13 protein-coding genes are annotated in these 15,437 nt (G+C 69.1%); 9 read left to right on the top strand and 4 right to left on the bottom strand.

The window, feature by feature from the left end; genetic code table 11:
- Window positions 1–133: 133 nt before the first annotated feature.
- The 3 genes from MTES_RS09390 to MTES_RS09380 form a co-directional block, all read right to left on the bottom strand.
- A complete protein-coding gene (locus MTES_RS09390; RefSeq protein ID WP_013585014.1) occupies window positions 134–610 on the bottom strand; it encodes an NUDIX domain-containing protein in 477 nt (158 codons plus the stop codon).
- Window positions 610–2,298, bottom strand: a complete 1,689-nt coding sequence (locus tag MTES_RS09385) for a DUF4407 domain-containing protein (protein WP_013585013.1) — start codon at window positions 2,296–2,298, stop codon at window positions 610–612. The genes MTES_RS09390 and MTES_RS09385 overlap by 1 nt, the downstream gene beginning before the upstream one ends.
- 324 nt (window positions 2,299–2,622) lie before the next feature.
- On the bottom strand, window positions 2,623–3,636 hold the full coding sequence (locus MTES_RS09380) for an aldo/keto reductase family protein (RefSeq protein ID WP_013585012.1): 1,014 nt from the start codon (window positions 3,634–3,636) through the stop codon (window positions 2,623–2,625).
- A gap of 112 nt (window positions 3,637–3,748) precedes the next feature.
- On the opposite strand from MTES_RS09380, the gene MTES_RS09375 reads away from it, so the two are divergent.
- Window positions 3,749–5,122 carry a glutamate decarboxylase gene (locus MTES_RS09375; RefSeq protein ID WP_013585011.1) on the top strand — a complete coding sequence of 458 codons (1,374 nt, stop codon included), beginning with the start codon at window positions 3,749–3,751 and terminating at the stop codon, window positions 5,120–5,122.
- A 164-nt stretch (window positions 5,123–5,286) separates the two neighbouring features.
- Window positions 5,287–5,763 carry a hypothetical protein gene (locus tag MTES_RS09370; protein ID WP_013585010.1) on the top strand — a complete coding sequence of 159 codons (477 nt, stop codon included), beginning with the start codon at window positions 5,287–5,289 and terminating at the stop codon, window positions 5,761–5,763.
- Between the two features lie 9 nt (window positions 5,764–5,772).
- Here MTES_RS09370 and rlmN read toward each other — a convergent pair whose 3' ends face one another.
- Window positions 5,773–7,101, bottom strand: a complete 1,329-nt coding sequence (gene rlmN, locus MTES_RS09365) for a 23S rRNA (adenine(2503)-C(2))-methyltransferase RlmN (protein WP_013585009.1) — start codon at window positions 7,099–7,101, stop codon at window positions 5,773–5,775.
- Between the two features lie 161 nt (window positions 7,102–7,262).
- On the opposite strand from rlmN, the gene MTES_RS09360 reads away from it, so the two are divergent.
- From MTES_RS09360 to MTES_RS09330, 7 genes are all read left to right on the top strand, one after another.
- Window positions 7,263–7,550, top strand: a complete 288-nt coding sequence (locus tag MTES_RS09360) for a helix-turn-helix domain-containing protein (RefSeq protein WP_013585008.1) — start codon at window positions 7,263–7,265, stop codon at window positions 7,548–7,550.
- Window positions 7,547–8,794, top strand: a complete 1,248-nt coding sequence (locus MTES_RS09355; RefSeq protein WP_013585007.1) for a type II toxin-antitoxin system HipA family toxin — start codon at window positions 7,547–7,549, stop codon at window positions 8,792–8,794. The genes MTES_RS09360 and MTES_RS09355 overlap by 4 nt, the downstream gene beginning before the upstream one ends.
- Window positions 8,795–8,873: 79 nt before the next feature.
- Window positions 8,874–10,064 carry a hypothetical protein gene (locus MTES_RS09350; protein WP_013585006.1) on the top strand — a complete coding sequence of 397 codons (1,191 nt, stop codon included), beginning with the start codon at window positions 8,874–8,876 and terminating at the stop codon, window positions 10,062–10,064.
- A gap of 64 nt (window positions 10,065–10,128) precedes the next feature.
- Entirely contained in the window at window positions 10,129–11,037 is a 909-nt protein-coding gene (locus MTES_RS09345; protein WP_013585005.1) for a PRD domain-containing protein, read from the top strand.
- Window positions 11,038–11,230: 193 nt separating this feature from the next.
- Window positions 11,231–13,090 (top strand): beta-glucoside-specific PTS transporter subunit IIABC, encoded by a 1,860-nt coding sequence (locus MTES_RS09340; protein WP_013585004.1) that lies wholly within the window; start codon window positions 11,231–11,233, stop codon window positions 13,088–13,090.
- A gap of 18 nt (window positions 13,091–13,108) precedes the next feature.
- On the top strand, window positions 13,109–14,524 hold the full coding sequence (locus MTES_RS09335; protein ID WP_013585003.1) for a glycoside hydrolase family 1 protein: 1,416 nt from the start codon (window positions 13,109–13,111) through the stop codon (window positions 14,522–14,524).
- A gap of 62 nt (window positions 14,525–14,586) precedes the next feature.
- Window positions 14,587–15,429 (top strand): Cof-type HAD-IIB family hydrolase, encoded by an 843-nt coding sequence (locus MTES_RS09330; RefSeq protein ID WP_013585002.1) that lies wholly within the window; start codon window positions 14,587–14,589, stop codon window positions 15,427–15,429.
- Window positions 15,430–15,437: the final 8 nt, after the last annotated feature.

Genomic DNA, 15,437 nt, shown 5'->3' with positions numbered 1-15,437 from the left:
CCGCCGCGACCGCCGCCCGCCCCTTGAGTGTCCAAGACACCCGGACGATTCCGCGAGACGTCCGGGTGTTTTGGACACTCGGCGTATCGGGGCGCGGGGCACGGGCGGCGGGGAACGGGCGCGGACGGCCGCGTCAGCCGGGTAGGGCCTCGAGCGCGGAGGCGAGGGCGTCGAGCGCGGGGCGCTGGCCCTTCACGAGGGCTTCGCGGGCGGCATCCAGGCCCATCCACTCGGCACGGTCGACCTCGGGGAACGACGCCCGCTTGCCGGAACGGGGCGGCCACTCCATCTCGAACTCGCCGAACGTGAATCCGGATGCCGAGAACCCGGCGCCGTCGCCCGCGAACACGACCACCTTCTTGCCGCTCGAGGACGGGAACGTGCCGAGCTCGGCCCAGGCGACATCGGGCGCCTCGACACCGAGTTCCTCGTGGAACTCGCGGCGGGCGGCATCCAGAGCCCCCTCCGTCTCGGGGTCGTACTCGCCCTTCGGGATCGACCAGGCACCGGCGTCCTTCTTCGCCCAGAACGGCCCGCCCATGTGAGCGATGAGCACCTCGGGCTCGGGGGTCAGACGATAGAGCAGCAGCCCCGCGCTCCAGGCGACCATCAGGCGGTCGCCACGGGAACGCGCGCGGCTTCGTCGACGATCACGTCGGCGCGCTTGCGGTACGTCCGCGCGGTCACGCGGTCGAGGGCGATCTGCCCGCGCATCTTCTCGGCCTTCTCGTACAGCGACGGGCCGCCGAACCCGGTGAGCACCTTCACGAGGACCGGGAGGAGCTCGATCATGAAGAACAGGGCCGCGATCAGGTAGTGCGCCCAGCGCAGGACCGGCTCGCGATCCGACAGTCGCTCGAGCGCCGTGATCTGACTGAGCAGACCGACCGCTCCCGCGTTGCCGTCGGCGACGGATGCCGCGCGCTGGTTGTACGCGGCGAGCGCGGTCTCGTACTGGGTCCGGGCGGCGGGGAGCTGATCCTCGGCCTGCTTCTTGTTCTGGTCGGCGGAGGATGCCGCGGCCTCGGTGCCCGCCGCGTTCGCGGTCGCGAGCGCGGTCTGGGCCTGCTGCAGCTGCGTCGACAGAGCGTCGTACGACGACTGGGCCTGGGCGAGCTGCGCCTTCGCGGCGTCGGAGCTCGCGCCATTGCCGGCGACTCCGGTGCAGCCCGGGACGGTTCCCGCGCCCTGCCCGGTCAGCTCGCACTGGTACACCGCGCGCGCCTGGTCGATGACGGACTGCTGGGCCGCGAGCTGCTGCGTCAGCTGGTCCACGGTCTGCTGGGCGGCGGCCGATTCGGCCGAGGTCGAGGAGGTTCCCGCGACGATGCCCGTCGCCGCCTGGTTCTCGAGCGCCGAGACCTGGGCCGACGCGGCGTCGAGGGCCTGCTTCTCGGGGCCGTTGGTGACGGCATCCTGATCGCTCAGGGCCTGCGTGACGTTCGTCGAGTTCACCTCGCGGGCGATGTCGTTCTGGAACACCTGCAAGACCAGGGGCTCGGCCACGACGATGCCGATGAGCGCGGCCATGATCACGCGCGGCATGGCGAGACCGAGGAGCCGGAAGAAGTTCTTGGTCGAGCGCATCGTCGAGGTGAGGAAGCGGTCGAGGTTGAAGATGATGAGGCCCCACACCAGAGCCAGCGGGATCGCGAGGAACAGGCTCACGCGCACGCCCGTGAGCAGCGCGAACATCATCGAGAGCGACGACACCAGCGCGGTGCCCGCGAGCACGAGGAACATCTGGACGAAGCGGGGCACCTCTTCGGGCACCTCGTTGAGCACGTCGTTGTCGGCGCCGCCGAGCACGGCCATGCGGCGGACGAGCGACAGGCGCGGGCGGCGCGGGTCGTCGCGGCGCAGCCGCGGGTGGCGGGGACCGGATGCCGCGGGCTCACGGTCCCCGGACGTGTCCTCGTCGGGGTCGGTCGGGTCGACTCGCTCAGCCGGGACCGCGTGCGGCTCGAGCACGAGGGTCTCGTCGGCGGCGGGGAACGCGGGCACCGGGGCTTCAGGTGCCGGACCTTTGGGCGCTGGGGCTTCGGGCGACGGGTCTTCGAGCACAGTGGTGTCGTGCGGCGCGGTGTCGCCGCGCGTGGCGTCGATCGGCAGCGTCGGGTCTTCGGCCCCGGGAGGTGCACCCCACGGCTCGGTCGGATGATCGTGCGCCGCCGGACGCTTCGCCGAACTCTGCGCGGCGAGGATGTCGTCGAGATAATGCTCGCGTTCCTCGTCCGTCGTGAACTCGATGTGGCCGTCGGAGCCGAAACGGCCGGGCCGATGAGCGGAAAAGGACATTCGCAGAGGGTACGACGCCGACCCTGCCCTCTCCTGTGCGCTGCCTGAGGCGCAGCCCAGCGCACCGATCACCTCTCGCGAGCGCTCACCGGCACGCGGCACCCCGAGACCCGACCTCGGAACGGCGAGACCGCAGTCTTTCGCCGAGACCGCACCCGTTGGTTCGCAATCGCGTGCGGTTTGGGCAACGCGATGCGGTTTCGCCGGTGCGGCGCCGCCACGCGGGGGGGGGTACCGGGGGCTTCGACAGGCTCAGCCACCTGCGCCGCGCGGGGACGCGAAAGCGGGCCGGACGTGCAACGCCCGACCCGCTCGCGCGACCGCTCAGACCAGGCGCTTCTTCGGGGACACGTCGTAGGTGTTCTCGGGGTCGGAGAACACCGCGTCGCCGAGGGCCTCGTCGATCGCGGCGAGGGTGTCGGCATCCAGGGTCACACCCGACGCCTTCACGGTGTCGGCCAGCTGCTCGGGACGCGAGGCGCCCACGAGCGCCGCGGCGATGTTCGGGTTCTGGAGCACCCACGCGATCGCGAGCTGCGGCATGGCGAGCCCAGCCTCGTCGGCGATGGGCTTCAGCCGCTGGACGGCCTCGAGGGTGTCGTCGTTCAGGAACCGCTTGATGAAGTTCGCACCGCTCTTCTCATCGGTCGCGCGCGACCCCTCGGGCGCGGGCTGCCCCGGCAGGTACTTGCCGCTCAGCACGCCCTGCGCCATGGGCGACCAGACGATCTGCGAGATTCCGAGCTCTTCGCTGGCGGGCACGACCTTGCCCTCGATCACGCGCCACAGCATCGAGTACTGGGGCTGGTTCGAGATGAGCTGGATGCCGAGCTGCTTCGCGAGCGCGTGCCCCTCGCGCAGCTGCTCGGCCGTCCACTCGGACACACCGATGTAGAGGGCCTTGCCCTGGCGCACGACGTCGGCGAAGGCCTGGAACGTCTCTTCGAGCGGGGTCTCGTAGTCGAAACGGTGCGCCTGGTAGAGGTCGACGTAGTCGGTGCCGAGGCGCTTCAGCGACCCGTTGATCGAGTCCAGGATGTGCTTGCGGCTCAGTCCGGTGTCGTTCGGCCCCATCGGGCCGGTCGGGAAGTACACCTTCGTGAAGATCTCGAGCGACTCGCGTCGCTGCCCCTCGAGGGCCTTACCGAGCACCGTCTCGGCGGCGCCGTTGGCGTAGCCGTCGGCGGTGTCGAACGTCGTGATGCCGGCGTCGAGGGCGGCGTGCACGGTCTTGATCGCCGCGTCGTCACCGACCTGCGAACCGTGGGTCACCCAGTTTCCAAGGGTGATCTCCGAGATCTTGAATCCACTGTTTCCGAGGTAGCGATAACCGACCATGCCTCCACGCTAGACCCGGCCGCCGACATCGGGGCCGTGGCATCCGGACCGGTGTTCTGCCAGGCTCGGTGCGAGCGCGCCGGTCGGCGTCGCACCGACGGAGGACACCCCCATGACGCACCGACCCGACGATGCGCTGACGCCCGTTTTCGACCGCGCGGGAGAGGCCTCGCGGCGCCCTCGAAACCGGTTCCCACGGACGCCCGAGCTGCCCGAGACGGCGTACCAGATCGTCCACGACGAGATGATGCTCGACGGCAACGCGCGCATGAACCTCGCGACGTTCGTCGGCACATGGATGGACGAGCACGCCGACCGCCTCTACGCCGACGCGTACGACAAGAACATGATCGACAAGGACGAGTACCCGCGGACCGCCGAGATCGAACGGACGTGCTGGCGCATGCTCGCCGACCTCTGGCACGCGCCGTCGGTCAAGGGAGCGGCGGGCACCTCGACGATCGGCTCGTCCGAGGCGTGCATGCTCGGCGGGCTCGCCCTCAAGCGCCGCTGGCAGCACGCGCGACGCGCGGCGGGGAAGTCGACCGAGAAGCCCAACCTCGTCATGAGCAGCGCCGTGCAGGTGTGCTGGGAGAAGTTCTGCAACTACTGGGACGTCGAAGCGCGCTACGTCCCCGTCACCGACGAGCACCCGGTGTTCGACGGCCACGACCTCGCCGACTACGTCGACGAGAACACGATCGGCGTCGTCGCCATCCTCGGGGTGACCTACACCGGAGCGTACGAGCCCGTGGCATCCCTCTCCGAGGCTCTGGATGCCATCGAGCAGGCGACCGGCCTCGACATCGCGATCCACGTCGACGGGGCATCCGGCGCCATGGTCGCGCCGTTCCTGCGGCCGGACCTGGTCTGGGACTTCCGCCTCGAGCGCGTGCACTCGATCTCGACGTCAGGACACAAGTACGGCGGCGTCTACCCGGGCGTCGGCTGGGTCGTCTGGCGCGAGGAGAAGTGGCTGCCCGAGGACCTGGTCTTCCGCGTGAGCTACCTCGGCGGCGACATGCCCACCTTCGCGCTGAACTTCTCGCGGCCCGGGGCTCAGGTGCTGCTGCAGTTCTACCTCTTCCTGCGTCTCGGCTTCGAGGGCTACGCCACCGTGCAGCGCGGCCTGCAGAAGGTGGCGCTGCATCTGTCGCACGGGATCGGCGCGATGGGGCCGTTCGAGCTGGTGAGCGACGGCAGCGACCTGCCGGTGTTCGCGTGGCGCATGCGCCCGGGCTACACCGAGAACTGGAACCTGTACCACCTGTCCGACCGGCTCCGCATGCACGGCTGGCTCGTGCCGGCGTACCCGCTGCCCGACGACATGTCCGGCCGCACCGTGCAGCGGATCGTCGTGCGCGCGGGGCTCAGCCTCGACCTCGCCGACGACCTGCTGGAGGACATCCGCACCGAGGTGTCCTACCTCGACAAGCTGGAGTCGCCGATGCCGATGGAGGGAACGGGTCCGGGGTTCCACCACTGAGTGCGCGGGGTACCGGGATACGTCAGCCCGCGGGCGGAACCGATGGAGGCCCGGGCCTCAGGCGGCGGAACCGTGACGGGTGGCGTTCACGCGCCACGTGCCGCGCTCCGGCCGCCCCGCGCAACCCGTATCGCCGCTCGGGACCGACGGGTAGCCTCGCTGGCATGCGTCGCACCGGTCTGCTCAGCGTTTTCGCCCTCGGCATCCTGGCCCTCACCTCGTGCGGGTCCCCGGCGTCGTCCGGGGCTCGGGACGACTCGACGTCCTCCGTCGCGCGCGCCGAGAGCTCCGAGGCGGGGGGCGTGCCGCGCACGCTCGCCGACTTCCGCGCCGAAGTGCCCCAGCTCGACGGGGTCGATCTCGAGCAGATCGACGGGCTCACCGTGACCCAGAACGATCGACTGTGGACGTTCACGTCGAGCCGAGGAGGCGACGCGGAGCTGGTTCGCGACGCCGTGGCGCAGAGGTTCGGCGACTTCCCGGCCACGGCGGGCGGGTCGGAGACCGACCCCGCCGGTGAGAAGAAGACGGTCCTCGTCGACAACCACCCCGTAAAGCTGACCCTCGTCGACCGGGGCGCGGAGGGCTTCTCCTTCTCGGTGCTCGCGGGCCCGAGGGTGACGGCGACGCCCGCGTCCTGACCGCTGTCGTCAGGCGACGGGGGTGGCCGCCGCGGCGACCTCGTCCTCTTCGGTCGCGACGAGCTGGCCGCACGCGCCGTCGATCTCTTTGCCGCGGGTGTCGCGCAGGGTCGTCGGGATGCCGGCGTCGTTGAGGCGGCGCACGAACTCGTTCTGCACCGGGACCTCGGATGCCGTCCAGATCGAGCCCGGGGTCGGGTTCAGCGGGATGGGGTTCACGTGCACCCAACCGCGACCGCGCGCGTTGAGCTTGTCGGCCAGCAGGTCGGCGCGCCAGGCGTGGTCGTTCATGTCCTTGATCAGGGCGTATTCGATGGATACGCGGCGCCCGGTCTTGTCGAAGTAGGCGCGTGCGGCATCCAGGGCCTCGTCGACCTTCCAGCGGGAGTTCACCGGGATCAGCTCGTCGCGCAGGCCGTCGTCCGGCGCGTGCAGCGAGAGGGCGAAGGTGACCGGGATGTCCTCGTCGGCGAGCTTCTTGATCGCGGGCACGAGCCCCACGGTCGAGACGGTGATGCCGCGGGCGCTCATGCCGAGGCCGTGGTCCTTGTCGACCATCACGCGCACGGCCTGCATGACACGGGCGTAGTTGGCGAGCGGCTCGCCCATGCCCATGAAGACGATGTTGCTCACGCGCTCGGGCACCTGCCCGGGTCCCTGAGCCTGTCGAAGGGTCTTGCCCCCGAGGCCGCCGGCCGCGATGAGGGCGTTCGCCCGCACGATCTGCTCGATGATCTCGGCGGCCGACATGTTGCGGGTGAGCCCGGCCTGGCCGGTCGCGCAGAACGGGCAGTTCATGCCGCAGCCGGCCTGGCTCGACACGCACAGCGTGATGCGGCCGGGGTAGCGCATGAGCACCGACTCCACGAGCGCGCCGTCGTGCAGCTTCCAGAGGAACTTGATCGTGTCACCGCGGTCGGTCTCGAGACGGCGCACCTCGGTGAGCAGCGGCGGCAGCATCCCCGCGACGAGTTCTTCGCGACCGGATGCCGGAAGGTCGGTCATCTCGGCCGGGTCGGACGTGTAGTGCGTGAAGTAGTGCTTCTCGAGCTGCTTCGCACGGAACCCGGGGAGACCCAGTTCCTTCACCTTTTCAACGCGCTCGGCGGCGGTCATGTCCGCGAGGTGCACGGGCGGCTTGCCACGCTTGGGGCTGGCGAACTGCAGCAGCGGTCGACCGGTCTCGTCCTTGGCCTGCTGCCACCCCTCGGTCGCGGGACGCACCTGGCGCGCCGGAGCGGTCCGCGGACGGGTCTCGCGGATGCCGGTGTCGGCCGGCGCCCCCGCGGGGCGCGCCTGCCGGGGCGTGGTGGAGCGCACGGGGGGCTGATCAGTCATGGTTTCCAGGGTACCGGGGCGCGCCTGCGCTGCGGCTGGGCGCGGGAGAGCCTCGGCATTGCGGCGGAGAGCGAGGCACGACGTCGAACGCGGAGTGTCCTGTGGCAGCTTTTATAGCCATAAAGCCGCTTTATGGATATTATCGTCGTCATAGGAGATCAATGAGCGGCTATCGGATCGATCACGAACTACGCGAATTCGGCGCGCACGTGCGCGGATGGCGCATGATCCTCGGGCTGACCGCCCAACAGGTGGCAGAGCGTGCCGACATCACGCGCGACACGCTTCGAAAGATCGAAACCGGCGACGCCGGGGTGAACTTCCGCAGTGTCGCGCAGGTCCTCCGTGCACTCGGCATCCTGGATCAGGTCGTGGACGCCGCCGATCCCCTGGCGAGCGACATCGGTCGTCTGCGCGCTGGCGACCTCACGAAGAAGCGCGCTCGATGACGAGTCTCGACGTCTTCGTCGACGAAGGCGGCACCCCGCGAAAGGTCGGTCAGGCGTACATCACACGAAGCCGCGGCGAGGTATCGACGACGTTCGTTTACGACACCGTCTATCTCACTGGCGGCGGGGCGCGTATCGACCCGGGTCTTCCCCTCGTGTCCGGCAGTCAGCACGCGCCCGGGCTGGTGCGGGCGTTCGCCGACAGCGCTCCAGACAGGTGGGGGCGGAACCTCATCGAGAAGGCCGAGCGCGTTCGCGCACGGGAGGAGCAGCGCGCGCCCCGCCGCATGGACGATCTGGACTTCCTGCTGGGCGTCAGTGACGACACTCGCCAGGGTGCTCTGCGTTTTCGGCTATCGGGGACGAGCGCCTTCCTCGGCGACGACGCTCACGTTCCCCCGCTCGTGTCGCTCCCCCGACTCCTGCGCGCAGCCGACGACCTGTCGGCAGGCGACGAGTCCGCCGAGGCCATCAAACAGCTCCTCGACACAGGAACGACCGGCCTGGGAGGGGCCCGGCCGAAGGCCTCCGTCCGGCTGGGGAACGGCGATCTCGCCATTGCGAAGTTCCCGCACGCCAGCGACCAATGGGACGTCATGGGGTGGGAGGCGACCGCGTTGGATCTCCTCGAGTCAGCGGGGATCCGCACACCGCAGCGCACGTTGACGAAGGTAGGCGACCGCAGCGTCCTTCTGCTGCGGCGATTCGATCGCGTGGGGAGTGAGCGCATCGGTTACATCAGCGCCATGACCGCCGTCGGCGCTCGTGACGGCGACCACCGCGACTATGCCGACGTCGCGCTGGCCGTCCGCGACCTGTCGACCTCGCCGCGACGCGACCTCCGCGAGCTGTTCGATCGCGTCGTGGCGAGTGTCGTGCTGGGCAATACCGACGATCACCTCCGCAATCACGGATTTCTCGCGGAAAGAGGTGGATGGGCGCTCAGCCCGGCGTTCGACGTGAATCCGCAGCCGGACGCGGATCGCCCCCGCTCGACGTCGATCACGGGAGCGGATACCGCGCCGGACGAGGCGGAGGCGCTCATCGCCCTCGCAGAGGAGTGCGACCTCGATCCCGTTTCCGCGCGCGGGCGGATGGCATCCGTCATGCACGCACTGGAGAACTGGCGGGAGCGAGCTCGAACGAACGGTATCGCGGGCCGCGAGATCGCGATGATGGGCGAGTCGATCGATGCGCGGCTGAGAGCGGTGGCGCGCGTCGCCGGTTCGTCGATCGCCTCATAGACACGCAGGAGGCATTCACCCGCTCGCCCCGATCCGCGGGCGTCGGAGCGTCTCATCATGGGCCTACAAGGATGTCCTCATGCACCACGATTCGGGGCCGGCCAGGTCAACTCTTCACGACGCCAGGTCCGACGCCACGGATCTGAGAACCAGCCTCCTCGTCCCGCTCATCTTCGGCGCCGTCGGCCTCTACTCAATGTGCATGCTCGCCGTGCAGTTCGCCTCCCCCGACGGGGCCGGGCAATGGCCGCACGTCGTGGCGGAATGGGGCGCGAGCAGCAGCGGACACATCCCCTGGTCTGCTCCTCTTCTCGTCACCAGCGCGGGAGCCCTTGCTGCTCTCTCGAACTCGTCGGTCGGTCGCGACGCCATCCTCGGATCAGCCCTGACTTTGGCCGCACAGTCGATAGGAGTGGGAGCAGCGCTCTGGATTTTCAGCGCGTTCATCGCTGTTGTTCTCCCCGGGGCAGTGGACGACCCGTCGCTGCGCAGTCAGCTCTGGGGCGTCGTGTTCGTCGCTGGCCCGCTCACCATCGGGGCGGCTCTCTTCGCGGGTCGGTTCCGACGCGTGGCGCCGGAATTCCAGATCTCCGTAATCCAAGTCACTCTCGCCAGGTTGGATCGAGAACTGCAGGAGATTAGCCCTCGCGTCAACAACAAAAGCGCGTCACTGGCGAGGGCCCGATGGGCCGCTTGGGGGCCGGTGGCTCTGGCATGGATGACGGCGACGTGTGGACTCGTCGTCGTGCTCTATCACGGAGCACATCCGAAGCCGAGAGAAGCGGCTATCGCGGTGGTGATGTTCTGGACGTTCTGGGCGGTGTCGGCAGCCGCAGTGGGCGCGATTCGAGTGGTCTGGAACCAACCACGAGGGTGGCTGTGGCGACTCGATCGTCCGGCGTATCGGCGCACGCCCACGCCCTGGTGTCTTGCATTGTGCACCATCCTCATCGGTCTCGCCGTCGGCTCGGTTGTTATTCTGACCACCGCACTCCTGGTCCAGTACAGCCGCGTCGACTTCGACATCCGATGGGCATACGCGGGGGTGTACGTCGGCGGATCCGCGGCACTCATCGTGACCGTCCTGTGGCGTCGGAGGGGAACCAATCACTGGGCGACGATCAGCTATCTCAAGATCGTTCGCCAGCGAAACCGATCCGCAGAGCGCCTGCGTGCCACGCAGGCGCTGGTGGCGCAGCGGCAGCGCGATGAGCGGTCGGAGCGTCGCCGCCGGCGTCGAGACAAGCTCCTGGGGTGGTTCGACGTGTGAAGTGTGCGCTGCACAGTCATAGGCCCCGCACCCCTCCCGCTCGCACCGCCCTAAACTGCATCCCATGCCCGGTGCCGGTGACGTCTCCCTCCCGCCCGGCGGCGTGCAGAAGCTGCTGAACAACAACGTCGTCGTGGCGATCGACGCCGACGGCCGCGAGCGCGTGCTCATGGGGCGCGGCATCGGCTTCCAGCTGAAGCACGAGGGCCACGTCGATCCGGCGAAGGTCGAGAAGACGTTCGTGCTCGAGCAGGGCAGCGACACCGCGCACGCGCAGAAGCTCCTCACCGACGCTCCCTACGCGCTGGTGCAGGCGGTCCTGCACGCCGTCGACCAGGCCGAGCGCGACCTCGGGCGCGACCTCGGCCGCCGCCTGCCGCTCGCCGTGATCGACCACGTGAACTACGTCGTCGAACGCCTCGACCAGGGCATCCGCATCCCCGGGACCTCGATGCCCGAGCTGCGGATCCTCCACCCCGACGAATCGCGCGCCGCGGAGCGCATGGCGGCCTCGATCGCGGCATCCCTCGATCGTGAGCTTCCGCCCGAGGAGGGCGTGTTCCTCACGATGCACCTGCTCAACGCCACGCGCGACGAGCCGAACGGCACCGCCGCACTCTTGTTCCGCCGCGTGCAGCACGTGGTGCGCACCGTCGAGACGGGCCTCGGCGTCGCTCTCGACACCGAGAGTCCCGACTACGCGCGGTTCATCCTGCACGTGCGGTTCCTCCTGCAGCGGCTCGTCAACCGCGCGATGCTGACCAGCGGCGACTCGTCGTTCTTCGAGTTCGCCAAGCACCGTTACCCCCGCGCCTTCGGCATCGCCGAGAGCGTGAAGGGCTACGTGCTCGCGGCGACCGGGTCGACCCTGACCGACGAGGAGGTGCTCTACCTCACGGTGCACGTCGAGCGGCTGGCGACGAGCCTGGGTCGCCCCGACGGCACTGGCGGGCCCGACGCACCGGTGCTATAGTCGCCGTCGCAGGCGTCAGAACCTGCCGACGATTTTCTGGATTGTTACCGCGCGAGCGGGCAAGACCTGAATCCACATTGCTGACGAGCAATGAACGGATTCGGGTCTTTTTTATTGCCCGAAACACTCCGGAGGCGTCGCCCGAACATCTCGAGAAGGCCGCACAGGAGCGGCGAAAGGCAGGCGGATTCCGATGGTGGATCACGCGAAGACAGCGGCGGCGGTTGTGACCGGCGTCGGTGGGGAGAGCAACATCACCTCGCTCGTGCACTGCGCGACGAGGCTCCGGTTCGTCCTGAAGGACGAGAGCAAGGCGGATGCCGCCGCGCTCCGGGCCACGCCCGGCGTCATCACCACGGCGCAGGCGGGCGGCCAGTACCAGGTCGTCATCGGCAATGACGTCCCCGACGTGTTCGCCGCGATCCAGGCGCAGACGAAGCTCGGCGGCGCCGGGTCCGAGGGCGGCGACGAGGGTCCCAAGGGGAACCTCTTCAACCGCTTCATCAAGATGATCTCGGCGATCTTCACGCCGATCCTCTGGGCGCTCGCGGGCACCGGTCTGCTGAAGGCGTTCGTCGCCGCGGCCGTCACCTTCGGTTGGCTGGATGCCACGAGCTCCACCTATGTCATCCTCAACGCCCTCTCCGACGCGCTGATCAACTTCCTCCCGATGGCCCTCGCCATCACGGCCGCCCGATACTTCAAGGCGTCCGAGTTCACCTCCTTCGCGATCGCGGGTGCGCTGGTCTACCCGAGCATCGTGGCGCTCAACGGGCAGCCCGACATCACCTTCTTCGGCATCCCGGTGACGATGGTCAGCTACGTCTCGAGCGTCATCCCGATCATCGTGATCGTGTGGCTGCAGAGCTATGCCGAGCGGTTCCTGCTCAAGGTGCTGCCCGGGGCCGTGAAGCGCTTCCTCACGCCGATGATCGTCGTCGCGATCGCCGTCCCGCTCGTGTTCCTCGCGATCGGCCCACTCTCGAGCCTCATCGGCGGCGGCCTCGCGTCGGCGATCGGCTGGGTGTTCCAGACCGTGCCGTGGCTGGGTGGCGCGATCATGGGCGGTCTGTGGCAGGTCTTCGTGATCTTCGGCCTGCACTGGGGTCTCGTGCCGCTGTTCCAGCTCGAGCTGCAGACCACCGGACAGATGCTCCTCATCGGACCCGTGTTCGCCGCGGTCCTCGCCCAGGCCGCCGCGGTCGCCGGCGTGCTCGTGCGCACGCGCAACGCCAACCTGCGTTCGCTCGCTGCCCCGGCCACCCTGTCGGGCTTCCTCGCCGGCATCACCGAGCCCGCGATCTACGGCATCAACCTCCCGCTCAAGCGCCCCTTCGCCTTCGGGATCGTCGGCGGTGCGCTCGGTGGCGCGCTGATCGCGATGGGCGGAGTCTTCTCGAAGGCCTTCGTCGTGCCCTCCGGGCTGGCCCTCCCGGCCCTGCTCGGCAACGGCAACATGGTCATGCTCGGCATCGGTCTCGCGGTCGCGATCATCGTGCCGTTCCTCCTCACGGTGATCGTCGGCTTCAAGGATCCGGTCGACGCGGCCGCTCCCGCCGCTCCCACCGCGGCGACGGACACCGTGGTGTCCAGCCCGGTCGACGGCACCGTCGTCGCCCTCAGCGAGGTTCCGGATGCCGCCTTCGCCGACGGCTCGCTCGGCAAGGGCGTCGCGATCCGGCCGACGTCGGGCGCGGTCTACGCCCCCTTCGACGGCACCGTCGTCGCCGCCTTCCCCACCGGTCACGCGATCGGCCTGCGCGGGGTCGACGGCGTGGAGCTGCTGATCCACGTCGGCCTCGACACCGTCAAGCTCGGCGGTCAGCACTTCGCGCTGAAGGTGCAGTCCGGCACCGAGGTGAAGGCCGGCGACCTGCTGCTCGAGTTCGACGGCGACGCGATCGCGGCGGCCGGGTACGACCTCATCACCCCGGTCATCGTCACGAACGGCGACCTGTATCCCGACGTCGCGGACGTGGCATCCGGACCCCTCTCGCACGGCGAGACGCTGTTCCGCGCCGTGTCCGTCGACTCCCTGTCCGCCACCCGCTGATCCCCTGGAGACCTCCGTATGAGCAACACCCCCTTCCCCCACGGCTTCCTCTGGGGCGGCGCGACCGCCGCCAACCAGATCGAGGGCGCGTACGACGAAGACGGCAAGGGCCTGTCGGTGCAGGACGTGATGCCTCGCGGCATCTCGGGCCCGCGATCGGAGACGCCCACCCCCGACAACCTCAAGCTCGTCGGCATCGACCACTACCACCGCTACGCGGAGGACATCGCGCTGTTCGCGGAGATGGGATTCGGGGTCTACCGTTTCTCGATCGCGTGGAGCCGCATCTTCCCGAACGGCGATGAGACCGAGCCCAACGAAGCGGGTCTGGCGTTCTACGACCGCGTGCTCGACGAGCTCGAGAAACACGGCATCGAGCCGCTCGTGACGATCTCGCACTACGAGACCCCGCTGCACCTCGCGGAGCAGTACGGCGGCTGGACCAACCGCGAGCTCATCGGGTTCTACGAGCGCTACGCGCGCACGCTCTTCGAGCGTTTCGGCGCGCGGGTGAAGTACTGGCTGACCTTCAACGAGATCAACTCGCTCCTGCACGCGCCGTTCATGAGCGGCGGCATCCCGATCCCCGAGGGCGGCGTTCCCGAGGAGCAGCTGTACCAGGCGATGCACCACGAGCTCGTGGCATCCGCCCGCGCCACGCGGATCGCCCGCGAGGTGGCTCCCGAGGCGAAGATCGGCTGCATGGTGCTGTCGATGCCCGTGTACCCGCTGAGCCCCTCGCCCGACGACGCCCTCGCGGTGATGGATGCCGACCACGGCAACCTCGTCTACGGCGACGTCCACGCGCGCGGCACGTACCCCGGGTACTTCCTGCGCACGCTGCGGGCGAAGGGCATCACGCTCGACATCAGCGATCAGGACCGCGACGACCTGACGAACACCGTCGACTTCGTGTCGTTCAGCTACTACATGTCGATCGCCGAGACCGCCGACCCGGCGAAGAAAGTCGCGGGCGAGGGCAACATCATGGGAGGTGTGTCGAACCCGACGCTGCCCGCGAGCGAGTGGGGCTGGCAGATCGACCCCGTGGGCCTGCGCCTGGTGCTGAACCAGTTCTGGGACCGCTGGCAGAAGCCGCTCTTCATCGTCGAGAACGGGCTGGGCGCGCGCGACCAGCTCGTCGAGATCGACGGAGAGAAGACGGTCGTCGACGACTACCGCATCGCCTACCTGAATGACCACCTCGTGCAGGTCGGTGAGGCGATCGAGGACGGCGTCGACGTGCTCGGCTACACCTCGTGGGGCTGCATCGACATCGTCAGCGCCAGCACCGCGCAGCTCAGCAAGCGATACGGTTTCATCTACGTCGACCGAAACGACGACGGCACCGGAACGCTCGAGCGCTACCGGAAGAAGTCGTTCGGCTGGTACGCCGACGTCATCCGATCCAACGGCGCGTCCCTGACCCGCTGATCCCCCTGACCGGCTCGGCCCCGGGTCCTCGCGACCCGGGGCCGTTCCCCTTGGAGTGCACCATGACCCGCATCGCCTTCCTCGACGTCGACGGCACGATCCTCGAGCACGGCTCGCTGATCGCCCCCTCGACCGTGACCGCGATCCGCCAGGCCCGCGCGAACGGCCACCTCGTGTGGCTGAGCACCGGACGGTCCGCCGGCGACGTCCACCCCGATGTCCTCGCGATCGGATTCGACGGCGCGATCACCAACGGCGGCGCGTACGCGACGCGTGGCGACGAGACGCTGGTCGAGCGCCCGATGCCCCGAGCCGATGTCGATCTGCTCGAGCGGTACTTCGAGGCCCACGGCATCCACTACTTCCTGCAGACGCACGGCGGCGTCTTCGCGAGCGAGGGCATGGGCCCGGTGATGACGGCGTACCGCCGCGAGCGTCACGCCGAGCGGGCCGCGCAGCTCGCGGCCGAGGGTCTCACCGCGGAGGAGCCCCTGTGGAAGGAGCCGCGTCCGGTGTCCGAGGTCGACCGCGACGCGGTGGCCAAGGCCGTCTTCGTGAGCCCCTCCATCGACACGGTCGCGCACGCGGCCGCCGAGCTCGGCGACGGCTTCCACGTCATCCCGGGGTCCATCCCGCTTCCGGGCGGCTCGAACGGCGAGATCGGCCAGGCGGGTGTGACCAAGGGCTCCGCGATCACGGCGGTGCTCGCGAAACTGGGCCTGTCGGCGACGGATGCCATCGGCATCGGCGACAGCTGGAACGACGTCGAGATGTTCGAGGTCGTCGGCACCCCCGTCGCGATGGGCAACGCCGCACCGGAGTTGCAGAAGCTCGCCGGGCGGGTCACGACGTCGGTGCTGGACGACGGGGTGCACAACGCGTTCGCGGAGCTCGGGCTGATCTGACGCGCGGG

Origin of the sequence: Microbacterium testaceum StLB037 (assembly GCF_000202635.1) — a bacterium.
GTDB classification, from domain to species: Bacteria; Actinomycetota; Actinomycetes; order Actinomycetales; family Microbacteriaceae; genus Microbacterium; species Microbacterium testaceum_F.
The sequence above is the reverse complement of the archived record's forward strand: the minus strand, read 5'-3'. Positions and strand labels throughout refer to the sequence as shown.